Genomic DNA, 23,980 nt, shown 5'->3' on the forward strand with positions numbered 1-23,980 from the left:
CCAGGTAGTACGCAACCAGCAGTACCACCGCGCCCCCGCGCGCACACCAGGAGAGATCGAGATGCGAGTCAAGGCAATCGTTGCGGCCGGCCTGATGCTGGCCGCCGTGGCGGCACAGGCGGATACCAAGTGGGACCTGCCGACCGGTTATCCGGCCAGCAACCTGCACACCGAGAACCTGCAACAGATGGCCAACGACGTGGACAAGGCCACCGGCGGCAAGCTCAAGATCGTGCTGCACCCCAATGGCTCGCTGCTCAAGGCCAACGAGATCAAGCGCGGCGTGCAGACCGGCCAGGTGCAGATGGGCGAGATCCTGATGTCCTTGCTGGCCAACGAGAATCCGGTGTTCGGCGTCGATGCGGTGCCGTTCCTGGCCACCAGCTATGCCGACGCCTACAAGCTGTGGCAGGCCTCGCGCCCGGTCACCGAGAAGGTGCTCGACAAGCAGGGCATGAAGCTGCTGTACGCGGTGGCCTGGCCGCCGCAGGGCATCTATGCCAACAAGCCGATCAATTCCGCCGCGGACATGAAGGGCCTGAAATGGCGCGCGTACAACCCGGCCACCTCGCGCATCGCCGAGCTGGTCAGCGCCCAGCCGGTGACCATCCAGGCTGCCGACCTGGCACAGGCGCTGGCCACTGGCACGGTCAACTCCTTCATGTCGTCGGGCGCAACCGGCGTCGACACCAAGGTGTGGGAGAGCGTGAAGTACTTCTACACGGTGGACGCCTGGCTGCCCAAGAACATGCTGGTGGTCAGCAAGAAAGCGTTCGCGGCACTGGACAAGCCGACCCAGGAGGCCCTGCTCAAGGCCGTCGCCGACGCCGAGAAGCGCGGCTGGCAGGTCTCGGAGCAAAAGACCAAGGAGTACCTGGCCACCCTGTCGCGCAACGGCATGACGGTGCAGCCGCCTTCGCCGCAGCTCAAGGCCGACATGCAGAAGGTGGGCAAGGTCATGGTGGATGACTGGGCCAAGGGCGCGGGCGAGGACGGCAAGGCTATCCTGGACGCCTACCGCAAGTAGGCTGATGTGCGCTCCCTCTCCCCTCAGCGGGAGAGGGGAGCAAACCTGCCTGATCGATGTTCGTCAGCAAGCCTGCTGCCCGCTTGCCTCAACTGCTGCCCATCATGCCAACTGCCCCCTCCTCCAAGCGCTGGCTCGACCGCCTGCTTGACCTCTTTGCCGTGCTCGGCGCGCTGTGCATCCTCGCCGTCTGCGTGATCATGATCCTGATGTCGCTGTCGCGGGAGACCTCGGTGATCTTCAAGGGTGGCGATGACATCGTCGCCTGGCTGTGCGCGGCGTCCGCCTTCCTGATCCTTGGCCAGACCTTCCAGCATGGCGGCATCGTGCGCGTCGAGATGCTGCTGGGGGCCGTGGGCCCGCGCCGGCGCCGGGTGCTGGAGCTGGTCTCGCTGACCGTCTGCCTGGCGTTTGCCGCCTACGCGGCCTGGGCGCTTGGCACCTTTGCGTGGCAGAGCTGGGAAATCGGCGATGTCTCCCAGGGCCAGATCGTGATCCCGCTGTGGATTCCGCAGAGCTTCGCGGTGCTTGGCTGCGTCGGCTTCCTGCTGGCGGTCGCCGATGAATGGCTGCGCGTGGTGCGCGGACACAAGCCGCGCTACCAGGTGGCCCATGAAGAAAAGCTCGCCGCCGGCGATTTCGGGGAGACGGTCTGATGAGCACAGTCGTGGTTGCACTGATCCTGCTGCTGGTGATGATCGTCTTCCTGGCGATCGGCGCGTGGATCCCCGTGGCCATTGCGGTCACCTCATGGGTCGGTCTGGTGGTGTTCTCGGACCGCGAGGCGCTGGTCAGCCTGGCCAACGCATGGTGGTCGTCGAGCGCCTCATACACGCTGGCATCGCTGCCCCTCTTTGTCTGGATGGGCGAGATCCTGTTCCGCACCAAGCTGTCCGAGCAGATGTTCAGCGGGCTGTCGCCGTGGCTGAGCTGGCTGCCCGGGCGGCTGATGCACGTCAATATCCTTGGCTGCGGCATTTTTGGCTCGGTGTCGGGGTCGTCGGCGGCCACCTGCGCCACCATCGCCAAATCGGCGCTGCCGGAACTCACGCGGCGCGGCTACGACGAGCGCACTACGCTCGGCTCGCTGTCCTGCGCCGGCACGCTCGGCATCCTGATCCCGCCGTCGATCACGATGGTGGTGTACGCGGTGTCGGCGGACGTGTCGATCATCCGCGTGTTCCTGGCGGGCTTCATACCCGGCCTGCTGCTGATGCTGCTGTTCTCCGGCTATATCGTGGTCTGGGCACTGGCCAACCCGGACAAAACCCCGCCGTCGGAGCACTTCAACTGGCGTGCGCGGCTGGCATCGATCCGCCAGCTGCTGCCGTGCATCGTGCTGATCGCCTTTATCACCGTGATCATGGTGACCGGCTACTCCACCGCGACCGAAGCCGCAGCCTATGGCGTGGTGGCTTCGCTGGCGCTGGCGTGGGCGGGCGGCTCGCTCACGCGCGCGGCGTTCTGGGACAGCCTGATGTCGGCCACGCGGCTGACCGCGATGATCATGTTCGTGCTGGGCGCGACCTCGTTCCTGTCGGTTACCATGAGCTTTACCGGCATCCCGCGCGCGCTGGCGGAATGGGTGGCGGCGATGCACCTGTCGCCGTGGGCGCTGATCGCCGTGCTGACAGTGATCTACATCGTGCTGGGCACGGCGCTGGACGGCATCTCGATGATCGCGCTGACCACCGCGACGGTGCTGCCGATGGTGCAGGCGGCCGGCTTCGACCTGGTCTGGTTCGGCATCTTCATCGTGCTGCTGGTGGAGATCGCCGAGGTGACGCCGCCCGTGGGCTTCAACCTGTTCGTGCTGCAGAGCATGACAGGCAAGGACAGCAATTACATAGCAAGGGTCTCGCTGCCCTTTTTCATGATGATGGTGGTGGCGATCGCCATCGTCACGATCTGGCCGGGCGTGGTCACCTGGCTGCCGGACATTGTCATGCAGCAGGAAGTCAAATAGCATTGGCCGGCCCCGCCCGCGGCCATTTGCCGCCGGCCCGGCAATATGGAGGGTCCCAGTCCGATGCATGTGATCGTCATCGGCGCCGGCGCGATCGGCGTCAGTTCCGCCTGGTACCTGCGGCAGGCCGGTTTCGACGTGACCGTGCTCGAACGCCGCGCCGCGCCGGCGCAGGAAGCCAGCTTCGGCAATGCCGGCGTGATCGCGCCCGGCTATGTCACGCCATGGGCGGCGCCGGGAATGCCCGGCAAGATCCTGCGCACGCTCTTTGCGCGCGAGGCGCCGGTCCTGTTCCGCCCTTCCGCCGACCCGGCCATGTGGCGCTGGATCGCGCGCTGGCTGCGCGAATGCCGGCTGGAGCGCTACCGCGCCAACAAGCTGCGCATGCAGCGGCTGGCGTTCTACAGCCGCGGGTGCCTGCACCGGCTGCGTAGCGAGCTGGAGATCGACTACGAGCAGTCGCAAGGCTACCTGCAGCTGTTCCGCACCGCGCGCGACCTCGACCTGGCCGCGCCCGCCGTGGCCCTGCTGCGCGAGAACAACGTGCCGCACCGGCTGGTCAGCGCGCAGGAATGCCGCCGTATCGAACCGGGCCTGGCGGCCGACACGCCGCTGGCTGGCGGGCTGCACCTGCCGGAAGACGAGTCCGGCAACTGCCCGATGTTCGTGCGCGCGCTGCACCGGCATGCCGAGGCCGCAGGCGTATCGTTCCGCTTCGACACCCGGGTGGCGCGCGTCAGGCCCGACAACGCGGGCAAGCTGCAGGTCGAGCTGCAGCACTCCGACAAGAAGCGCCCTGGCCAGGTGCTGAGCGCCGACCGCGTGCTGGTCGCGGCCGGCGCCGACAGCACCGCGCTGCTGCGCCCGCTGGGCCTGCGCATGCCGCTGTATCCGGTCAAGGGCTACTCGGTGACGGTGATGGTCCGCGACGAACTGCAGGCGCCGCTGGGCGCGCTGATGGATGAGTCCTACAAGGTCGCGATCACGCGCATGGGCAACCGCCTGCGCGTGGCGGGTACGGCCGAGCTGGGCTCACGCAAGCTTGATCTGCGGCCGGCCGCCCTGAACACCCTGGTCAAGGTCGCGCGCGACTGGTTCCCGGTGGCAGGCAACTACCAGGAAGCCACGCAATGGGTGGGCGCGCGGCCGATGCTGCCGGACGGGCCGCCGCTGATCGGCCCAACAGCCGTGCCCGGCCTGTTCCTCAACCTCGGCCATGGCTCGACGGGCTGGGCGATGAGCTGCGGATCGGGCAAGATTGCCGCTGACCAGATCGCCGCCAGCGCCGGCACCCATGGCGGCCCGGACATCGACATGGAGGGCCTGCTGCCCGACCGCTACGGCCTGGGGCCCGCCAGATAACCACACATGACACCCTCTGCCTCTACCGCCACCTCGCACGCAAACGGCGACGGCTGGTTTGCACTCGATGCCGCTGCCTCCGAACCGGTTCCGCTGTACGACGTCGCCGCCATCCGCCGCATCGAGAACGCCGCCTTCACGCAACTGCCCGCCTTTACGCTGATGTCGCGCGCCGGCGCCGCGGCCGCGCGCTGGCTGGCCTGCCATGCACCCGCCGGCCCGCTGCTGTTCCTGGCCGGCCCCGGCAATAACGGCGGCGATGCGCTGGTGGCCGCCACGCAATTGCACAGCGCCGGCCGTGCCGTGCAGGTATGGCTGACGGCGGACCCGCAGCACCTGCCCGCCGACGCCGCGACCGCCTGGCAGCAAGCGCACGCAGCCGGCGTCCCGGTCAGCGTGGTCGCAGGCATCGCTGCCTCGCATGACGCGGACTGGCCCGCGGGCACCGCTGCGCTCGTCGACGGCCTGCTCGGCATCGGCCTGAACCGCCCCGCCGACGGCACCATGGCGTGGTGGATCGGACAAATCAACCGCAGCGCGCTGCCGGTGTTTGCGCTGGACATCCCCAGCGGCCTGTTCGCCGACACCGGCGCGGGCGCGCCGGCCGTGCGCGCGCAGCGCACGCTGACCTTTATCGCCGCCAAGCCCGGGCTGCTGACGCTCGACGGGCGCGACTGCGCCGGCGAGGTCGATATCGCGCCGATCGGCCTTGACTATCCGCCGGACGAAACGCCCCATTGCCTGGTAAACGGCCCGGCGCTGTTCAGCACGGCGCTGCCGCGCCGCCACCATGCCAGCAACAAGGGCACGCATGGCTCGCTGGCGCTCATCGGCGGCAACCTGGGCATGACCGGGGCGCCGCTGCTGGGCGCCAGGGCCGCGCAGTTCCTCGGCGCGGGCAAGGTGCATATCGGCTTCCTGGCGCAGCCCGCACCGCTGTTCGATCCGCTGCATCCGGAGCTGATGCTGCATGCCGTGGACGCACTGGCCCTCGCTGCCATGTCGGCGCTGGTGATCGGTCCTGGCATGGGCACGGACGCCAACGCACACAAGCAGTTTGCGCGGCTGCTGCAAGCCGCGCCGCTGCCGCTTGTGCTGGATGCCGATGCCCTGAACCTGCTGGCTGCCGATCCGGCGCTGGCCGGGGCACTGGCCGCCAGCGGCGCGGCCTGCGTGATAACGCCGCACCCGCTCGAAGCCGCCCGGCTGATGGGCGTTCCCGTCGCCGAGGTGCAGCGCGACCGGCCCGCTGCTGCCGCAGCACTGGCTGCGCAATGGCAGGCCGTGGTCGTGCTGAAGGGATCGGGCACAGTGATCGCGGCGCCTGACGGCAGCCCATGCACGCTCAACCCGAGCGGCAATGCCGCACTTGCCAGCGCCGGCACCGGCGACGTGCTGGCCGGCATGCTGGGGGCGCTGCTGGCGCAAGGCATGGCGCCGCTGGCCGCGGCCCGGGCGGCGGTGTGGATCCATGGACGCGCCGCCGATGCCCTTGTCGCCCAGGGCACCGGGCCGGCCGGCGTCACCGCAAGCGAACTGTACGCGCCCGCGCGCACCATCTTCAACCAGTTGCTGGCCGGGGCCCGCGCATGACGCGCGGCGCGATGCTGCGCGATCCCGCCGACCGCCGCCACCTGCTCACCGGCATCGCCCTGCTGGTCATCGGGCAATGGATCCTCAGCCTGCTCGATGCCACCAGCAAGACCCTGACGCAGCAAGGACTGCCGCTGGTGGCCGTGGCATGGGTGCGCTATGTCGGCCATGTGGTCGCGATCTTCCTGCTGCTCGGCCCCGCCGGCTGGCGGCACCAGTGGCGGGCGGCAAGGCCAGGGCTGCAGTGGCTGCGGGGCGCGCTGATGCTGGTCTCGACGCTGGTGTTCTTCAGCGTGCTGATGCTGATGCCGCTGGCGCAGGCCACGGCGCTGAATTTCTGCGCGCCGCTGTTCGTGGTGGCACTATCGCCGTGGCTGCTGGGCGAGCGCCCCGGGCGCCATGCCCGCTGGATGCGCTGGACCGGTGTGGTGGTCGGCTTTGCCGGCATGCTGGTGGTGGTGCGCCCGGGGGGCCAGCTCAGTCCGCTCGGTGTCGGCCTGGGCCTGGTGTCGGCGCTGGTGTTCGCGCTGATGCAGATGCTGACACGCCGCATTGCCGCGCACGACACACCGATGACCACGCTGATCCAGAGCGGCGTAACCGGCGCCTGCCTGACCACGCTGATCGTGCCCTTCTTCTGGTTCAGCGCCTGGCCTACGCCGATGCAATGTGCGCTGCTGTTGTCCGCGGGGATCACCGGATCACTTGGCCATTATTTCGTCATCCGGGCCTTCCAGTACGCGGATGCGTCTTTCCTGAGCCCCTTCCTCTACCTGCAGATCCTGTCCGCGACGGTAATCGGCTACCTGGCCTTCGGCCAGTTGCCCGACTGGACCACCGCAATCGGCATCGGCATCATCTGTCTGGGAGGCTTGTGCGTCGCTGGGGGAGAACCCGTGCTACGCGCCATCGCGGCCCGGCTCGGCGGCGCGCGCCGTCAGACAATGTCCGATACTTAGCCTGCGCCCACGCTGGTATGTTGCAAGTGGTAACGATATGACGCCGCTGCCAGGCCGGATCCCGGCAGCGCTGACGATATACTTGCATCTCTGTCTTGTGAGCCGGCAACGCCACGCGGCTCGCGCAACCTCGATTGTCCTGCATGCCCACTGACCTTCACGCCTGGAACGCCCTGCTGCGGCACCACGACACCCTTCGCGACGCCCAGATGCGCGACGGGTTCGATCGCGAAGGCGCGCAGCGCGTCGCACAATTCTCGCTGGAAGCCGCCGGGCTCTATCTCGACTATTCGAAGAACCGGATCACGCCCGAAACCATGCGCCTGCTGGTACAGCTGGCAGCCGAGGCCGGCGTGACCAGACGCCGCGACGCGATGTTCACGGGCGAGCATATCAATACGACTGAAGACCGCGCGGCACTGCACGTAGCGCTGCGCGCGACTGCCGGCGCCGGCTACAAGGTCGACGGCGAGCAGGTCATGCCGGCAATCCGGAAGGTGCTGGTACGCATGCGCGATTTCTCGGAACGCGTGCGCAGCGGCGCCTGGAAGGGTGTCACCGGCGAGCGCATCACCGATGTCATCAATATCGGCATCGGCGGCTCCGACCTGGGACCGCGCATGGTGTGCCGCGCGCTGTCGCACCTGGCCGATGCCGATGGCAATGCCGCGCCGCGCATGCACTTTGTTTCCAATGTCGACGGCACCGACCTGGCCGAGACGCTGGTGCGGCTCGACCCGCAACGGACGCTGGTGATCGTCTGCTCCAAGACCTTCACCACGCTGGAAACCATGGCCAACGCGCGCAGCGCGCGCGCCTGGTTTGTCGCCAACGGCGTGGCCGAGCATGACCTTGCCAAGCATTTCGTCGCAGTCTCGACCAATACCGAAGCGGTGCGCGAGTTCGGCATCGACCCGGCCAATATGTTCGAGTTCTGGGACTGGATCGGCGGACGCTTCTCGCTGTGGTCGTCGGTCGGCCTGTCGATCACGCTGGCCGTGGGCTTCAACGCCTTCGCCGACTTGCTGGCCGGCGCGCGCGCCATGGACGAGCATTTCCGCACCGCGCCGCTGGAACGCAACATGCCGGTGGTCCTGGGCATGCTGGGCATCTGGTACCGCAATTTCTGGCATTTGCCCACCAGCTGCATGGCGCCCTACTCCACCTCGCTGGAGCTGTTTCCCGCCTTCCTGCAGCAGCTGGAGATGGAGAGCAACGGCAAGTCGGTGCAGCTTGACGGGCAGCCCGTGCGCACGCATACCTCGCCGGTGGTGTGGGGCACGGCCGGCACCAACGGGCAGCATGCCTATTTCCAGCAGATCCACCAGGGCTCGCAGGTGGTGCCGGTGGATTTTGTCGCGCCGCTGGTGCCGCCGCGCCGGCTGGCAGGCCATCACGCCAAGCTGCTGGCCAACTGCTTTGCGCAGGCCGAGGCGCTGATGCGCGGGCGCAGCGCCGATGAGCTGCGTGCCGCCGGCCTGAAGGACGAAGTCCGTATCGCCCATATGGTGTTCGAGGGCAATCGCCCCAGCAACACCTTGCTGATGGAAAACCTGACGCCGCATGTGCTGGGTGCGCTGATTGCGCTGTATGAGCACCGCACCTTCGTGCAGGGCGTGGTCTGGAAGATCAATTCCTTCGACCAGTGGGGCGTCGAGCTGGGCAAGATCCTGGCCCGTCCGATCGAGGCCGAGCTGACCGGGAATGCCGTCGGCCAGCACGATGCCTCCACCACGTCGCTGATCGAGCGCGCCCGCGCGGTGCTGAAGGCGGGCGCCGCCAGCTAGACCTCCGCGCCCATCCATTCATCGCTGGCCACGCGGCCGGCGTCGATGGTCAGGATACGGCCACAGCGCGCCGCCACCGAGCGGTCATGCGTTACCAGCACCAGCGTTGAGCCGGCATCGCGGTTAAGCTCGAACATCAGCGCGATCACGGCTTCGCCAGTGGCGGTATCGAGGCTGCCGGTGGGCTCGTCGGCAAACAGGATGTCCGGGCGCGCCACGAACGCGCGCGCCAGCGCCACGCGCTGCTGCTCGCCGCCCGACAGCGTGCGCGGATAGTGCCCCAGCCGCGCGCCCAGGCCCACGCGCAGCAGCATGTCCAGGGCGCGCTCGCGCACCTGCGACGTTTCGCCGCGCAGCTCCAGCGGCAGCATCACGTTTTCCAGCGCGGTCAGGTGGCCGACCAGCTGGAACGACTGGAACACAAAGCCGACATGGCGGCCCCGCACGGCGGCGCGCTGGTCCTCGTCCAGCGCGAACAGGTCCTGGCCCTGCAGCCGTACCGTGCCCGTGCTGGGCAGGTCCAGCCCCGCCAGCAGCCCGAGCAGCGTCGACTTGCCCGATCCGGACGCCCCCACGATGGCGAGCGTTTCGCCCGGCGTGACGGAAAAGGTCACGTCGTGCAAAATCGTCAGCGAACCGGTCGTGTCGGCAACGGTCTTTCCGAGGGACTCGACAGCGAGAATGGAAGAAGACATGGATATTGGGATCCGAGGCAAATGGCGCCGGCTGCTGCTGGCAACCGGCATGGCACTGACGATATCGGCCGGGGCCTCAGCCCAGGCTGCGGCGCCGGCACTGCTGGTGCTTGGCGACAGCCTCTCCGCCGAGTACGGCATCGCGCGCGGCGCGGGCTGGGTCACGCTGCTGCAGGACCGCCTGCGGCAGGAGCGCTTCGATTATAGCGTTGTCAATGCCAGCATCAGCGGCGAGACCACCATCGGCGGCAAGACGCGGCTGCCGGAGCTGCTGTCGCGGCACCGCCCGGCCATCGTGGTGGTGGAGCTTGGCGCCAACGACGCGCTGCGCGGATTGCCGCTGCAGACCACTGAGGCCAACCTGCGCAACATCGTCAGCATGGCACAGAAGGCCGGCGCGGGCGTGCTGCTGATCGGCATGCGCATCCCGCCCAACTACGGGCAGGACTACACCGAGAAGTTCGTCTCGCTGTATCCGAAGCTGGCCGGCGAGTACAAGGTGCGGCTGGTGCCGTTCTTCCTCGACAATGTCATCGCGCGGCAGGACTGGTTCCAGCCCGACCGCATCCACCCGACCGCCGCGGCACAGCCAGTGCTGCTCGATACGGTGTGGCCGCAGCTCAAGCCGATGCTCAGGCGCAGCGGCGCGAAGTAAGAATAAAAAAAACCCCTGCCGCCTGGCAGGGGTCCTTGCTGGCAGCGGGGCTGCCGGGGCTGATCTGGCGCTTACTCGGCGCCTTGCGGCTGCGTGGCACCCACCGGCGTCAGCATCTTGACCTTCGAGCGTGCCTTCAGGCTTTCATAGAATGCCTGCAGGTCGGTCTGGCCGGCGAGCTGCGACAGCTGCTGCGCTTCGGCCTGGCGTTGCGCCGGGTTGGCCTGCGTCGGCTGGCTGACCTTGGTGATACGGTAGACCGCGTAGCCTTCGGCCCCCAGGTCGACACCCACCACCGCGGGCAGCTTGTTCGCATCGGCGCGCAGCACCGCTTCGACCGCCTTCGGCGGCATACCCTCGGCCTTGGCGCGCGACACGGTCTGCACCGCGCCAAAGCCGTCGGCGCTGTCTGCCTTCTTCAGTGCGGCAAGCCGGGCCTCGCCGTCCTTGCGCGCCAGTTCGGCCGCCTGCTGGGCGATATAGCCCTCGCGCACCTTGGCTTCGACTTCCTCGAACTTGCGCACGGCCGCCGGGCGGTACTCGACGATGCGCGCGGCCACCAGCGTGTTCGGGGCCACCTGGACGGCCTCGGTGTTGCGCTTATTCTTGATCGCGTCGTCGCTGAACAGCGCCTTGAGCAGCTTGTCGTTGTTGAGCGGGCTCTGCGCGCCCAGCGCCGGGTTCGGCTGGCGCGTGACGTTGTCGGCGGTCTGGATGGTCAGCTTGAACTTGTCGGCGGCGGGCTTGAGGCTGTCAGCCTGCTCATAGACGGTGTTGCCGAAGGCATCGGCCTGCTCGGCAAACTTCTTGTCGGCGAACTGCTTGCGCAGCTCAGCTTCGAGTTCCGTGCGCACGGCTTCCAGCGGCTTGGTCTCGGCGGGCTTGATGCCAGTCAGCTTGATGATGTGATAGCCGTAGTCGGTTTCCACCACGTCGCTGACCTGGCCATCCTTGAGCGCGTACATGGCGTCCTCGAACGGCTTGACCAGCGCGCCGCGGCCCATGAAGCCCAGGTCGCCGCCCTTCTCGGCCGAGCCCGGGTCCTGCGAGTTCTTGCGCGCCACGTCGGCGAAGGTGTCAGGGTGCTTGCGCAGGTCCTCCAGCAGCTTGGTGGCCTTGTCCTTCGCGGCCTGGCGCTGGGCGGCCGGCGCATCCTTCGGCGCGCTGATCAGGATATGGCTGGCGCGGCGCTGCTCGTCGATGCGGAAGCGCGCGATATTGCTGTCGTAGTAGGACTTCAGCTCTTCGGGCGTGACCGCCTGCGTCGCGGCCAGGGCCTCGCCCGACAGCAGCAGGTACTCGACCTTGGCTTGTTCCGGCACCGAGAAGGCCTGCTGGTGGCTGTCGTAGTAGGCCTTCAGCGCGGCTGCATCGGGCTGCACCTTGGCGGTGTAGCCGGCCGGCTTGAACAGCAGCGCCTGCACATCGCGCTGCTGATCGCGCACGGCGATCAGGCGATCGAGCAGCGACTTGGGCACGAATGCCGTCGCGGCGACCGATGCGCCCAGCTGCTGCGTGGCCAGCTCGAAGCGCATGCGGGCATCGAACTGCTCGGGCGTCATGCCCTGCGACTGCAGCAGCTGCAGGTAGGCCTTGTCGTCGACCTTGCCGTCCTTGGTGCGCGGCAACTGCGCGATCGCCGGCAGGTTGCTGATTTCCTCGAGCAGCTTGGCGTCGGACACGGTCAGGTGCTCACGCGCCACGGCACTGGCCATCACGCGCTGCAGGATCAGCTGGTCCAGCACGGCCTTGCGGGCGTCCGGGCCTTCGAACTGGCGCGGGTCATAGCTGGCGCCCAGGACCTGGCGCGCGCGTTCGCTCTGGTCGCGCACGACGTTATCGATCTCCTGCACGCTGATGGCGCGGCCGTCGACCTTGGCGGCATCGTGCGAGCTGTCCATGAAGCGCGAATAGCTTTCCACGCCGAAGAACACGAACGACGGGAAAACAAGCACCAGCAGCAGCAAGAGCATCAGGCGCCGGTTGTTGCGTACGAAATCAAGCATGCGGATTCGGGTAGTGGATTGGCACGAAAGACAAACTCCACAATTCTATCAGGAGCCGCTGGGCACGCACCCTTGTGCAGGGTGGGAAACATGGGGGAGCAAATGAAAAACGCCCGCTAATGCGGGCGTTTCCGTAAAACTGGCGGAGTGGACGGGACTCGAACCCGCGACCCCCGGCGTGACAGGCCGGTATTCTAACCGACTGAACTACCACTCCTGTGTCGGCGCTTGCTGCTGGCGATGCACATGCCCTTGCGATGGCGAGTAGCGGGTGCTGAGGACGCCTTGCAAGGGAATCGAATTTCCTTACAAATCATAAGCCTACAACGCCTACCAACCTTCCCTTGCCGACCGTGCCCTGCTGCAAGAGGCCGAACTATAGCTCGTGTTCATCATCTGCGCAATACCCGGATGACTCAACCTTGTACCCTCGCCGCTCTGCCCGATGAGGTGGCGTTCAGCGCAAACTCCTTACTCCTCAATCCGTATCCTTGCCGCCTTGACAGCCGCGCCCCATCGTTGATTCTCAGCCTGGACAAATTCACCGAACTTCTTGGGGTCAATCGTGATTGGCGTATAGCCCATGTCGGCGAGGCGTGCACGGAACTCTGGTTGGGACGTGGCGCGAGTCACCTGCGCCTGGATGGCATCAACCACCACTTGCGGCGTATTTGGCGGAGCGAGCACGCCAAACCAGGTGTCAGCGTCGATGGCATAGCCACTTTCGGTGAGCGTAGGAATCTCCTTGATTGACGGGAAGCGCTCAGGAGATCCCAATGCATAAAGCCGCAGTTTGGTCTTGTTGGCGACCGCCAAAGGTGTGGGAATGAATGCATAGTCAACTTGACCACCCATGACAGCTGTCATGACCGGTGCAGCGCCGCCGAACGGCACTTCGAGCATGTTGTTGATGTGCGCCTTGGTCTTGAGCAATTCCATGCCCATTTGCGCCATGCTCCCCGGCCCCCAATGACCATAGGAAAGTGAGCTGGCTTTTGCCTTCGCGACGATGTCCTGGACAGTCCTGGTCTCGGCATCTGGACGACTTGCCAGAACGAAGCCCATCTTGGCTACGGGAGCAACGGGCCGGAAGCCATTGGGCTGAAACTGGACGACCTTCTTGTGAATATACGGTGCGACTGAAATAAAGTCGGCGGCCGCAAACAGCAACGTGTACCCATCCGGTGGCGATGCATAAGCGACATTGGCACCAATCACGCCGTTGGCACCCGGCCGGTTCTCCACCACGATGGGTTGGCCAAGTCCGTTACCAATGCCCGCCACGACAAGGCGGGCGAGTACATCCGTTCCCCCGCCTGGCGCATACGGAACGACCAGCCGAATCGGTTTAGTGGGCGTCCACCCCGGTTGAGCGTTTGCCGGATTGGCCGCCCACATTGCGGCGAACAGCGTCGCAGCGGCGCCCACAAGGCGAACGCCTCCCTTGGCGCTTCCAGCAAAGCGCCCCACTGATACCATGAAGTTCATGTTGTCTCCTGACTGTTCTAATGTGCCATCGTGTGGTTCGCAGTCATCTGTGGACTGCCTGCTGCGCTGCATGCTCGCCGGCAAGCTTTCCGAATACCGCGCCTCGCATTACCGACGTAGCCCCCGTGTAGACCTGGTAGTAAAGGCCCGATGCTTCGCCCGCGGCATACAGTCCGGGGATAGCCTTGCCGTCGGCGTCCACAACCTGAGCGTCCCGATTGATCTTGATGCCTCCGAACGTGAAACAAATGCCAGGCATGATCGGATAGGCATAGTAGGGTGCGCTGGCAATGGGGCGTGCCCAATTGGACTTCCTGGGGAGAATGCCTGAGGTCGCAAGATGGTCCTCTTCGAGCGGCATGAAAGTCCCGGTAGGGCAAGCCGCGTTGAACCCTCGCACAGTCCCTTCAAGGCCCTCAGCGGAAATGCCGCAACGCTGCGCCAACTCTGCCAGCGTTCCTGCCTGGAGGGGGGGCTGATCTGTGCGAATGCCTTTTCTCCAGTTCGGCACATCGTTGATCCGCTCGTCGAAGATGACGTAAGCGATGCCGTCTGGCTGGTCCTTGATCGCACGGGAGATATGATCGTAATGCACGTCGACCGGTCCCGGCGCCTCATCCGTAAAGCGTAGACCGAGCTTGTTCACCAGGATCCCATACGGAAAATTCATCACAAGCGCTTCGACCTGTGCGGATCGGGGATCCAGCGGCTCGGCGTGAAACGAGCTGAAATCTCCGGCTGGTGCCGCACCCAGGTTCAGCGCCATGCGGATTCCTTCGCCCTTGTTGTAGTAGCCGCCGCGTGCGACAGGACGGATATAGCGCGCCGCGGGCCCCATGTACTGCGTCAGCATTTCCGGATTGCCTTCAAATCCACCCGACGCAATCACAACCGAGCGGCCGAGGAGTTCGAATGCATTCCCATCGGCGCCAACCAGACCCAGTCGAAGCTGGCCATTGGCGTCGCGCCGGGACAGCGAGTTTGCTGTCGTCTCGTAGTAGAACTTGACGCCAAGATCGCCAGCACGCGCATGCAATGCCTCGATCATGGCCAGGCCTCCGCCAACCGGCATTAGCCGAGGTGCCGCCGCCGTGACGAAGTAAGTGGGCAGCGCGTCAAAGCGAATGCCAAAGGTCTGGAGCCACTGCACCGTCGGGCCAGCTTCGCACGAAAGCGTCGACAGCAGTTCGGGGTCCGGCATGCCATGTGCCTTCACGTACGCGGGCCACTCTGCATACGGTGCGGCCATGCTGCGAACAACGTTGGGATCGAGATTGTCGCCCGCATTGGCGCTCAGCAAGTCATCGAAATCGTCGCTGACCTCGGTATCGCTCTTCATGCGGAAGTACGCCTCGGTCCATCGCGTGTTGCCGCCATACTCTGCTCGCGTGGCGCGCTCAAGCACGGCCACGCGAGCACCCTTCCCCGCGGCAGCCACGGCCGCCGACAAGCCGGAGATGCCGCAACCGATAACGACGACATCGTAGTAGGCGGCACTGTGTGCAGCGCTCATCGTGCGTCTCCTCTTTTTTGCTTTTAGTACTTCCGGACAAACGGATCCGGCATCTCGAGATCGGTGGATACCCATACGCTCTTGGTCTCCATGAACTCCTTGACCGCCTCTGTGCCACCCTCACGCCCTAGACCGCTATCCTTGTAGCCGCCAAATGGCGTGGTGAAACTCGTGGAGCGGTAGTTGTTGATCCAGACCGTTCCTGCTTGCAAGCGCTCAGACATGTACATGGCTCGGTGCAGACTCTTGGTCCATACGCCGGCCGCGAGGCCGAACCGGATATCGTTCGCGATGCGCAGCGCATCGTCTTCATCCTTGAACTTAAGCACAGACAGTACAGGGCCAAAGACCTCTTCCTGCGCAATGCGCATGTCGTTGGTCACATTGGTAAAAATTGTCGGCTCGACGAACTGACCCGCGCCGTAGTCCGCGCCGCTGCGCGTCTTGCCACCGAAAGCACAGGTCGCCCCGTCTTCCCGAGCAATGCGGATGTAGTCGACCACCTTCTCAAACTGCGGACGGGTCGCCACAGGCCCCATCTGCACATCCGAACGCGCGGGATCACCGAGCTTCGCCTTGCTCGTGATTGCAACCAGCCGATCGACGAACTCGTCGTGAATGCTCTCCTGCAGCAGCAATCGCGAGCCGGCCATGCAAGTCTGGCCACCTGCCGAGAAGATCCCGGTGATGACCCCATTTGCTGCGTTGGTGAGGTCGGCATCGTCGAAGACGATATTCGGTGATTTTCCGCCAAGTTCCAGGGTGACCTTCTTGAAGTGTGCCGCCGCGGCAAGATTGACGCGTCGGCCTCCTTCATCCCCCCCGGTAAAGGCGATCATGGGCACTAGCGGATGCTCGACCAGCGGCTCGCCGACATCCCTGCCGAATCCCGTCACCACATTGAAGACACCCGGCGGAAAGCCCGCCTTGACGAACAGCCTGGCCAGTTCCAGCAGGGATGCCGAGGTGTGCTCGGACGGCTTGGCTACGATCGCATTGCCCGCACAAAGGGCAGGCGCAACCTTCCAGGCTGTCAGCAGCAGGGAAGAATTCCACGGCGTGATCGTGCCAACGACGCCCACCGGCTCCAGTCGGGTGTAGTTAAACACCTTCGGCTTGTCCATCGGCACGACCGCGCCCTGAATCTTGTCCGCCATGCCCGCATAGTAATAGAAGTACTTGGCGACATAGCCGACCTGGCCTCGTACTTCGCTGCGCAATTTGCCATTGTCACGCGCTTCCACTTCCGTCAGCAGATCGATGTTCTCTTCGATCAGTCCGGCCAGCTTGTACAGCAGCATCCCGCGGTTAGTCGCCGACATTTTGGACCATGGCCCTTTCATCGCTGCGGCGGCAGCCTGAGCCGCGCGATCGACGTCTTCGCGTGTTCCGCGCGGAATCTCGGCCCATGCTTCGCCGGTGAACGGATCGAGCGATTCAAACCATTGACCTCGGCTCGGATCAACCCATTCGTTATTGATGAAGAGTTGGTATCGCGGCTGCATCTATGTCTCCTGAGGTGAGTAAGGCCAGCGAAAAGCGCTGTATTGTGGGGATATTCTGGCGGCCACAACGCGCGACGGCAAACGAGAAGAACTGTGGACTTGATGAGGTTTTCTCACGATCTGGAGGCCGCAAGATTCAGCCGGAATGCAGCCGCCAGCGCGTCTGCCACACGCGCAAGGTTTTGGCTGTTGAGCGCAGCGATGCAGATGCGACCCGAGTCAGCCCCGTAGATGGCGCACTCTTCGCGCAAGTACTCCATTTGGGCTTGTTTGAGACCGGAATAGCTGAACATGCCCTTCTGGCGTTCGATGAAGGCGAAATCCTTATCGACACCTCGGGCCTTGAGCGCTTCACTTAACTCTGTGCGCATGCGGCAGATCCGCAGGCGAATCGCTTCGAGCTCTGCCTGCCAATGCTCTCGCAGCAATGGCGTGGTCAGGACCTGCGTGACCAGCCGCCCGCCATGGGATGGCGGATTCGAGTAATTCGTACGGATCAGGAGTTTCAACTGCGAGCGCACGCGCACAGCCACATCTTCTGTCGGACAAACCACAGAGAGGGCCCCGACTCGCTCGCCGTACAGCGAGAAGTTCTTTGAGAATGACGTGGCCACCATGCATGGCAATCCTGCCTCCACAAATGCGCGAGCCACACGCGCATCGGCGTCGAGGCCATCCCCGAAGCCCTGATATGCCATGTCAATCAGTGGTATCAGACGTCGCTGCGCGATGATATCGATGATCGCCGGCCAGGCATCCTGGGGCAGGTCGTACCCGGTCGGGTTGTGACAGCAGGCATGCAAGACCACAACCGTCCCGGCACTTGCATGCGACAGGTCGGTCAGCATGCCGCTCAGGTCTGGCTGCTCCGCATCGCGCGGAAGGTAGCGATACGTATGAACCTGGTAACCCGCCCTTGACAGTACTCCGCGGTGGTTTTCCCAAGTCGGCTCGCTAATCAGGGCACGCGCAGGCGCCCCCCATCGTCTCGCGAATTCTGCGCCAAGGCGCAGCGCACTGGTTCCGCCCACCGTTTGCACCGTGGCAACGCGCCTGGCCAGCGCCGAGTCCGCGTCGATACCGAAGACGATGGGAAGAACTGCATGCTGGAAGGCCACAGTGCCGTCGATAGGCTGATAACCGCGCGGCAGCCTCGCCGCTACCAGGTCAGCCTCAGCGTTTGCAATGCATTCGAGCAGGGGAATCCGGCCACCATCGTCGTGGTAGACACCTACCGCAAGGTTCACCTTCTCAGGACGCGGATCGTGTGCAAATTGCTCGTTCAGGCCAAGGATTGGATCCCTGGGAGCCATTGGAAGGGACGTCAGAAACATCTTGAACTCGCTCTACTTGGTGGGAGCGAGTCATTCTCCGTGTCGCCTGGAACGGCAGTAAAACGAGTTTTTCTCCAGTACTGATGCGCCTGGCGCAAGTAGCCCCCAAAAAGTTACGCGAACGCAACTTATCGACCCTACTTTAGCCGGGATTTCCACTCCGCTTCGATCCCGACCACCCAGTCTCGAAATAGCTGCACGAGCGCCGAGTCCTTCTTCCGTTCCGGATACACGAGGCAATAGCGCTTCTCGTGCTTAAGAGACAGATCGAACGGCACGACAAGATCGTTGCGCTCGATCTCATCTTGTACATACATGCGGGGAACCAGGCCAGCGCCTAACCCTGCTCGCGCAGCTTCGATGACCATGCCGTACAACTCGAAATGCATGCTCGAAACCGGTGTAAAGTCCGCCACCGCGGCCATCGCAAACCAGTGCCGCCATGCTTCTGGCCGGGTGGACTTGTGCAAGAGCGGCAGTTCCGCCAAGTCTGCCGGCGCACCCAAGAGCTGGGTGTCAAAGTAGCGGGGGCTCACGATCGGGACCAGTTCTTCGTCAAACAGGTCGACCCTTACCACATTGGTCCAGGCCGGATGCTCGAAATTGAGCGCCGCATCGAAGTTGGTTTCGTCAAAGCTAAAGGGCAGTGGGCGCTCTGAGAGATTGAGAATAATGTCCGGATGACGCTCACGGAAATCGCGCAGGCGCGGCAGCAGCCACCTGTTTGCAAACGTGGGGATCACCGCCAGTTCAAGCACGCCGCCAACGCCCTTGTGCGCCATCAGAGCGGAGGTGTGTGCCTCTATCTCCGCAAGGTTACGCGCAATATTCTTCAGATACAGGCGGCCGGCATCATTGAGAACGACCTGCTTGCGGACCCGCGTGAAGAGCTTGACGCCCAGATATGTTTCCAGTGTCGCGATCTGCCTGCTCACGGCGCTCTCGGTCAGGCACACCTCGCTTGCCGCACGGGCAAAACTGCCTTGCCTTGCTGCCGCCTCGAAGACCGCCAGGGCGATCGTGCTTGGAATCTTACGTCTCATGGCTCACATCCACGTCTTGCTTACTCAGATTGCATTAGTTGTTGATTATTACTCAGTTGCCCGTATTACGCGGTTTCGCCAATACTCCGGGGCAACCCGCATGGTCCTGCAGACGGCGGATACGATCCGGAAATGCTATGACCCAGAACTTGATGGCACGAATTCGCGAGGCGATTCTCGATGCCGCACCCTTAGAGCCTCTTGTCAGCCCTCTCGACCGGGATCAGGCCATTACCTTGCTGCAGGATGCCATCCTGGCTGACGACATCGAACGTCAGATCATCTGCCTCGCTGCCGCGGTGGAGCTACACGCGGTTGTTTCCCAGGATCTGTGGCGACATTGCGAGCGCAAGGCCGGAGACAGTGGCGATGCCGCATTGAGTCGACTGTTCCGCAGCGCGCGTGGCCGATCCTTCGCCAGGATGATGCGCTGATACGCATGCCTGACACCGGCGCTTGCTGTTCCCACTGTTGCATATGGCTATTTTACGATCTGCAACAGCTCGACCCGCCCCGCCTCGAGCCGCGCCTGCATCACGGCGTGGGCCTGCCACTCGGCTGCCAATTCCGCCTGCACGCTCAGGCGCACATGCGCGCCTGGAGCGCCATCAGCTCATGCTTGACGACCTTGCCCGCGGCATTGGTCGGCAGGGCCGCCATGAAGGCCACGGAACGTGGCACCTTATAGTTTGCCAGGCGGGCTTTGCACCATTCCAGCAATACCTCCCCGCTCATGCTCTCGCCTTCGCGCAACACCACGAAGGTGCGGCCAACCTCGCCCAGGCGCGTATCGGGTACGCCGACCACCGCGACCTGCGCCACCGCCGGATGCGTGCCAATCAGGTGCTCGATCTCCGCGGGATAGCAGTTGAAGCCGCCCACGATGAACATGTCCTTGAGCCGGCCGGTGATACACAGGTTTCCGGCGGCGTCGACGCTGCCGATGTCGCCTGTATGCAGCCACCCCGCGTCGTCGATGGCCTCGCGTGTGGCGGCCTCGCCGTCGAAGTACCCACGCATGACGGTGTAGCCGCGGATCCACACTTCGCCCGGGTCACCGCCACTCAGCGAGCTGACGGTACGATGAGCAGACGCATCGCCCTGGCCGGAGGGTGCCATGGCGAAAAAATCGTCTCGGGCGCGGTTGTTTTGGTCCATTTGGACTATGTCGCACCCCGCGTGACCGGAAACAATGCGCCTATCAGCCGCGAATATCGGCCGACATGTCGCCGCTGCGCGACCAACCATGACATCCGGGAGAGACATCCAGTGACGACCCAACACCCTGTCACCGACGATTTTCGCGTGACCCTCAACACGCCGGCCAGCGCGGTCGTGGTTACCGGCGGCGCGTCCGGCATTGGCGAGGCTTGTGCAGCGGCCCTGTCCGCCATCGGCCGGCCGGTCGCCATCTGGGATATCCAGGAGGACAAGGCGCGTGCCGTCGCCGCGGCGCTCGCCGAACGTTATGACGTGCCCACCTTCGGGCTCGGCATCGACCTGCGCGCCCCCGCCGGCCTGGAACACGCGCTGGTCCGCACCCGCGCCGCCCTGCCGGCGCTGGGCGGCATGGTGCATGCTGCCGGCGTGGTGGACCAGAGCGGGATCGACGGCCTTACACAGGCGCGCTGGGACGCGGTGCTTGATGTCAACCTGCGCGCCATGGCCCTGCTGGTGCAAGCCATGCTGCCTGACCTGCGCGCGCAACCTGGCGCGGCAGTCGTCGGCATCGCGTCGATCAATGCCACGCTGGGCAACGCCCTGATTCCGGCTTACTCCGCCTCCAAGGGCGGCCTGCTCTCGCTGGTGCGCTCGCTCGCGGACAGCCTGGGCCGCGACGGCATCCGCATCAACGCCGTCTCTCCCGGACAGATCCACACACCGATGCTTCAACCTGCCATCGATGCCCTGCCCGAAGGCACCTTCGAGCGACGCATCCAGCTGGGCCGCCTCGGCACCCCCGCGGAGATCGGGCGAGTGGTCCGTTTCCTTCTGTCGGACGAGGCCAGCTACGTCACCGGCACCGAGCTCATCGTCGACGGCGGCAACATTCCTTCGCAGCGCTGAATCGGAGCGCCCTGTCCTGTGGCTGCTGGGCCGTTCTCATACTGGGTCGCCATCCTCCGGCCGGACGTCCAGCCCTGGTTCTTCCGTCAGCCTTTCGACGCTCGAGGCTCACCGCGGGACGCCCTATGCAGTCCTGGCCCGTTCTGCAAGCAGCTTCAGCAGCCGTGCCTCGTCGGCACGCAGGCGGCTGACGATGGCGACGCGCGCGCAGTCCTGCAATCCGTCGTCGATGAAGGCCTCGATCACCGCCGGATGGACATAGCACTTGCGGCACACCGCCACGGTGTTGCGCAGGCGCTGGGCCACTGACTTGATGACCTCGGCCACGCACTTCCTGCGCGCTGCTTCGCCGTCCGCGCCGGCCGCGCGCAGCAGCGCGAGCGCATGCACGCTGCCCGCCCAGGTGCGGAAGTCCTTGGCAGTGAAGTCGCCGCCGGTCGCCTGTTGCAGGTAGGCGTTGACGTCGGCGGATCCGACCTCGCGGATCTCGCCGTCGCTGTCGCGATACTTGAACAGGCACTGGCCTGGCAGGTCGGCACAATTGCGCACGATGCGGGCCAGGCGCGGATCGTTGACCGATACGTCGTGGGTGATGCCGCTCTTGCCAGTGAACTGGAAACGCAGCCGGCTGCCGCGCACGGTGACATGGCGGCGGCGCAGCGTGGTGAGGCCGTAGGTGCGGTTCTGCCGCGCATATTGCGGACTACCCACGCGCACAAGCGTGGCGTCGAGCAGTTGCACCACCGCCGCGACCACTTTTTCGCGCGGCATGCCGTTGCGGCGCAGGTCGCGCGCGACGCGCGCCCGCAAGCGGGGCAGTACGCTGCCGAAGGCCGGCAACCGCGCGTATTTGTCCGAATCGCGCTGCGCGCTCCACTCAGGGTGGTAGACATACTGCTTGCGGCCGCGCGCATCGCGCCCGGTCGCCTGCAGGTGGCCCGCAGGGTTCGCACAGATCCACACTTCCTCGTAGGCAGGAGGAATCGCCAGCGCAGCAATGCGTGCCAGCGTGGCGGCATCGTCCACGCGCTTGCCGTTGGCGTCGATGTAGGCAAAGCCGCCGCCCTGACGGCGGCGCCCGATGCCCGGCATACTGTCATCGACATAACGCAACCCGGCCTCGCGCAATACCGTACGCAACGCTTTGTCGGCACCATTAGTCGGGAGGGCACTATCCAAGGCTGGGTCTCTTTCCGGGGCTGCCAGCGCGCCGTCCGGGTCTTCCGGCGCTTTATGCGTGCGGGCCACAGTGGCCTTGCCCGCGCTGCGCCTGTTCGTGGTAATGGCAAATGCGAGCCAGCGCCCAGTCGGCAGCGGCTTCGCGTACGGCGTTACGCGTCCCCGGAAAGCGCCGCGTTTCCGTGAACGCGGCAATACCCCCGGTGCTCCGCAGCACATCACGCGCCGCATGGCCGTGGCGGCGGAACACCCAGGCAAAGCACTGCGTGCCCGCCGGGATATCGCCATCGCCGCCATCATCGGCGACGCCGGTGTTGGCGATCGCGAGGTCGGCGCCGGTCATCTCCATGGCGCCCAGCGCCATCGCCAGCGAGACCGCCTCGCTGGTCAGTCCGTGTTGCCTGATGGTCTCAGGCGGCACGTGCAGCAACTGTTCCTTGGCCGAGGGCGAATACGCCACGATGGCGCAGTGCAAGACATCTCCGCAACCCGGCACCTCGGCGATGCGCGAGGCGATCAGCCCCGCGGTACAGGACTCCGCCGTGACCACATGCAAATGGTGGCGCAGCAAATAGCGCGCAATGCTGCCGTTGTCGCTGCCGTTTTCCCCAAGCGTCATCGCTGCGCCTCCGACGCCTGCACAGACACTCCGTTGCTGCGCGAGACAGCATGCGTGGCCGGTGCTGCGGGTACGCGGCCGTCGCCGCCGCGGCCCTTCACGAACGTCACCTTGCCGTCGCGCTCCAGCACCACCCGGGTAAGGTCGTCGAAGCTGTCGGTCTGAAGTGTCGCACGCAGGTTGGCCTTGAGGTCCTCCTCGGTCAGCATTGCGTGGCTCACGCGCTCCCGGTCCAGTTCCCCCTCGCGCAGCAGGTCCAGCGCGTGGCCGCCAGTGGCGCGGTCGAATGCCGGAGAACGGCTCGACAGCCAGCCCACCACCCGGTGCAGAAGCACCAATGCCAGCCCGGCGGAAAACGCCACCGCGAACGAAGTGGCCCCGACCACGGCGCGCGACAACACCGCGCCCAGCAGCAACATGATGCACAGGTCGAACGATGTCTTTTGCGCGAAGGCCCGCCTGCCGGCCAACCGCAGCATCGCCCAGGTGCCGGCGAAGATGATGGCGGCACGCACGGCGCCTTGCCACCACGCCAGGTCGTCACCTTCGCCCACGAGCTTGCGCATCGCATCGACGATCACTTCCACGCTGTCCATGTCGGCGTCCGCAGTCGATTTCCTGACTGGTTCCGCAAGTTCCGCGCCAGGCTCACGACACTGGGCCGTGCTGCCGTGCACGTCCCATATGCGCTCATTCGCGCGGGAATGCGGGGAAATCGTACGTGCAGTGCCGGGCCAGGCCTGAAAAAACTGCGCAGAGCGCGCGCAACATCGGGAGCGAATAGCGCTTATCTGTGGGACGCCGGAAAACACCGGCCGGGAGCGCCATGCCGAGCAACGGCGGAACAGCAATTTAGCGCGCGGCTCGGCCGGAGGGAGATGAAAATACCAACAAAAAAGGACTTAGATCGCTCTAAGTCCTTGATTTTGTTAGTCAAGCGTGGTGGGTGCTGAGGGGTTCGAACCCCCGACCTACGCCTTGTAAGGGCGCCGCTCTACCAACTGAGCTAAGCACCCGCTCGACCATCACAGGCTGGCTGCCTGCAACTTGCTGATCGCTCCACACCTCGCGGCAGTTGCCGTGGTTTGCGTTGCGAGGGCGCAAGTGTAATACAGGTGATTTCGGTTTGCCAAGGCCTGTGCGCGCAAAAAAACGCCGCCGGGCATCGCTACCCCGCGGCGT

20 protein-coding genes, 2 tRNA genes and 1 pseudogene are annotated in these 23,980 nt (G+C 65.1%); 10 read left to right on the forward strand and 13 right to left on the reverse strand.

From position 1 onward, the window contains the following. Positions 1–61 precede the first annotated feature (61 nt). From I6H87_RS18490 to pgi, 7 genes are all read left to right on the forward strand, one after another. The gene (locus I6H87_RS18490) at positions 62–1,027 is read left to right on the forward strand and encodes a TRAP transporter substrate-binding protein (protein ID WP_010810065.1); all 966 of its coding nucleotides are present in this window, start codon (positions 62–64) and stop codon (positions 1,025–1,027) included. A 104-nt stretch (positions 1,028–1,131) separates the two neighbouring features. Next, complete coding sequence (locus tag I6H87_RS18495) at positions 1,132–1,683, forward strand: TRAP transporter small permease subunit (RefSeq protein ID WP_037023387.1); 552 nt, start codon at positions 1,132–1,134, stop codon at positions 1,681–1,683. Continuing rightward, positions 1,683–2,993, forward strand: coding sequence for a TRAP transporter large permease (locus I6H87_RS18500; protein WP_010810067.1), 1,311 nt, complete (start codon positions 1,683–1,685; stop codon positions 2,991–2,993). The genes I6H87_RS18495 and I6H87_RS18500 overlap by 1 nt, the downstream gene beginning before the upstream one ends. A 63-nt stretch (positions 2,994–3,056) precedes the next feature. Then, positions 3,057–4,355: a D-amino acid dehydrogenase gene (locus I6H87_RS18505; RefSeq protein WP_011615125.1), complete on the forward strand. Its 1,299-nt coding sequence runs from the start codon at positions 3,057–3,059 to the stop codon at positions 4,353–4,355. Between the two features lie 6 nt (positions 4,356–4,361). After that, positions 4,362–5,948, forward strand: coding sequence for a bifunctional ADP-dependent NAD(P)H-hydrate dehydratase/NAD(P)H-hydrate epimerase (locus I6H87_RS18510; RefSeq protein ID WP_011615124.1), 1,587 nt, complete (start codon positions 4,362–4,364; stop codon positions 5,946–5,948). Then, a complete protein-coding gene (locus I6H87_RS18515; protein WP_011615123.1) occupies positions 5,945–6,907 on the forward strand; it encodes a DMT family transporter in 963 nt (320 codons plus the stop codon). Before I6H87_RS18510 ends, I6H87_RS18515 begins: the two co-directional genes overlap by 4 nt. 143 nt (positions 6,908–7,050) lie before the next feature. Beyond that, positions 7,051–8,694 (forward strand): glucose-6-phosphate isomerase, encoded by a 1,644-nt coding sequence (pgi, locus tag I6H87_RS18520; RefSeq protein ID WP_011615122.1) that lies wholly within the window; start codon positions 7,051–7,053, stop codon positions 8,692–8,694. Here the strand turns inward: pgi and I6H87_RS18525 are convergent. Next, complete coding sequence (locus tag I6H87_RS18525) at positions 8,691–9,389, reverse strand: ABC transporter ATP-binding protein (protein WP_010810072.1); 699 nt, start codon at positions 9,387–9,389, stop codon at positions 8,691–8,693. The two genes, pgi and I6H87_RS18525, sit on opposite strands and share 4 nt — an antisense overlap. Between I6H87_RS18525 and I6H87_RS18530 the strand changes: the two genes are divergently transcribed. Beyond that, positions 9,388–10,044, forward strand: coding sequence for an arylesterase (locus I6H87_RS18530; RefSeq protein WP_011615121.1), 657 nt, complete (start codon positions 9,388–9,390; stop codon positions 10,042–10,044). The two genes, I6H87_RS18525 and I6H87_RS18530, sit on opposite strands and share 2 nt — an antisense overlap. A gap of 71 nt (positions 10,045–10,115) precedes the next feature. Here I6H87_RS18530 and I6H87_RS18535 read toward each other — a convergent pair whose 3' ends face one another. The 7 genes from I6H87_RS18535 to I6H87_RS18565 all read right to left on the reverse strand — a co-directional run bounded on the left by I6H87_RS18535 (position 10,116) and on the right by I6H87_RS18565 (position 18,933). Beyond that, positions 10,116–12,050 (reverse strand): SurA N-terminal domain-containing protein, encoded by a 1,935-nt coding sequence (locus tag I6H87_RS18535; protein ID WP_011615120.1) that lies wholly within the window; start codon positions 12,048–12,050, stop codon positions 10,116–10,118. A 140-nt stretch (positions 12,051–12,190) separates the two neighbouring features. Next, positions 12,191–12,267: transfer RNA gene (locus I6H87_RS18540), tRNA-Asp, on the reverse strand. Positions 12,268–12,521: 254 nt separating this feature from the next. Beyond that, positions 12,522–13,538 carry a Bug family tripartite tricarboxylate transporter substrate binding protein gene (locus I6H87_RS18545; RefSeq protein WP_011615119.1) on the reverse strand — a complete coding sequence of 339 codons (1,017 nt, stop codon included), beginning with the start codon at positions 13,536–13,538 and terminating at the stop codon, positions 12,522–12,524. Positions 13,539–13,581: 43 nt separating this feature from the next. Beyond that, positions 13,582–15,051 (reverse strand): FAD-dependent oxidoreductase, encoded by a 1,470-nt coding sequence (locus tag I6H87_RS18550; RefSeq protein WP_011615118.1) that lies wholly within the window; start codon positions 15,049–15,051, stop codon positions 13,582–13,584. Between the two features lie 23 nt (positions 15,052–15,074). Next, the gene (locus tag I6H87_RS18555) at positions 15,075–16,556 is read right to left on the reverse strand and encodes an aldehyde dehydrogenase (RefSeq protein ID WP_011615117.1); all 1,482 of its coding nucleotides are present in this window, start codon (positions 16,554–16,556) and stop codon (positions 15,075–15,077) included. Between the two features lie 113 nt (positions 16,557–16,669). Beyond that, positions 16,670–17,890: an amino acid aminotransferase gene (locus I6H87_RS18560; protein WP_011615116.1), complete on the reverse strand. Its 1,221-nt coding sequence runs from the start codon at positions 17,888–17,890 to the stop codon at positions 16,670–16,672. A 137-nt stretch (positions 17,891–18,027) separates the two neighbouring features. Then, positions 18,028–18,933, reverse strand: coding sequence for a LysR family transcriptional regulator (locus I6H87_RS18565; protein ID WP_011615115.1), 906 nt, complete (start codon positions 18,931–18,933; stop codon positions 18,028–18,030). A gap of 137 nt (positions 18,934–19,070) precedes the next feature. Between I6H87_RS18565 and I6H87_RS18570 the strand changes: the two genes are divergently transcribed. Beyond that, positions 19,071–19,367, forward strand: a complete 297-nt coding sequence (locus I6H87_RS18570) for a hypothetical protein (protein WP_041687290.1) — start codon at positions 19,071–19,073, stop codon at positions 19,365–19,367. Between the two features lie 145 nt (positions 19,368–19,512). Here I6H87_RS18570 and I6H87_RS18575 read toward each other — a convergent pair. After that, positions 19,513–19,995: pseudogene (locus tag I6H87_RS18575) on the reverse strand (AMP-binding enzyme); the annotation flags it as partial. Between the two features lie 21 nt (positions 19,996–20,016). Between I6H87_RS18575 and I6H87_RS18580 the strand changes: the two are divergent. Then, complete coding sequence (locus tag I6H87_RS18580) at positions 20,017–21,000, forward strand: SDR family NAD(P)-dependent oxidoreductase (protein ID WP_231881395.1); 984 nt, start codon at positions 20,017–20,019, stop codon at positions 20,998–21,000. A 123-nt stretch (positions 21,001–21,123) separates the two neighbouring features. On the opposite strand, the gene I6H87_RS18585 is transcribed toward I6H87_RS18580, so the two are convergent. The 4 genes from I6H87_RS18585 to I6H87_RS18600 form a co-directional block, all read right to left on the reverse strand. After that, complete coding sequence (locus I6H87_RS18585) at positions 21,124–22,179, reverse strand: DNA topoisomerase IB (RefSeq protein WP_062804582.1); 1,056 nt, start codon at positions 22,177–22,179, stop codon at positions 21,124–21,126. A gap of 52 nt (positions 22,180–22,231) precedes the next feature. Next, the gene (locus I6H87_RS18590) at positions 22,232–22,798 is read right to left on the reverse strand and encodes a CinA family protein (RefSeq protein WP_010810084.1); all 567 of its coding nucleotides are present in this window, start codon (positions 22,796–22,798) and stop codon (positions 22,232–22,234) included. Then, positions 22,795–23,394: a DUF421 domain-containing protein gene (locus I6H87_RS18595; RefSeq protein ID WP_011615110.1), complete on the reverse strand. Its 600-nt coding sequence runs from the start codon at positions 23,392–23,394 to the stop codon at positions 22,795–22,797. The genes I6H87_RS18590 and I6H87_RS18595 overlap by 4 nt, the downstream gene beginning before the upstream one ends. Before the next feature lie 344 nt (positions 23,395–23,738). Further along, positions 23,739–23,814 (reverse strand) — tRNA-Val (locus tag I6H87_RS18600). Between the last annotated feature and the right edge of the window lie 166 nt (positions 23,815–23,980).

Source organism: Cupriavidus necator, from assembly GCF_016127575.1.
In the GTDB taxonomy this organism is placed as follows: Bacteria; Pseudomonadota; Gammaproteobacteria; order Burkholderiales; family Burkholderiaceae; genus Cupriavidus; species Cupriavidus necator_D.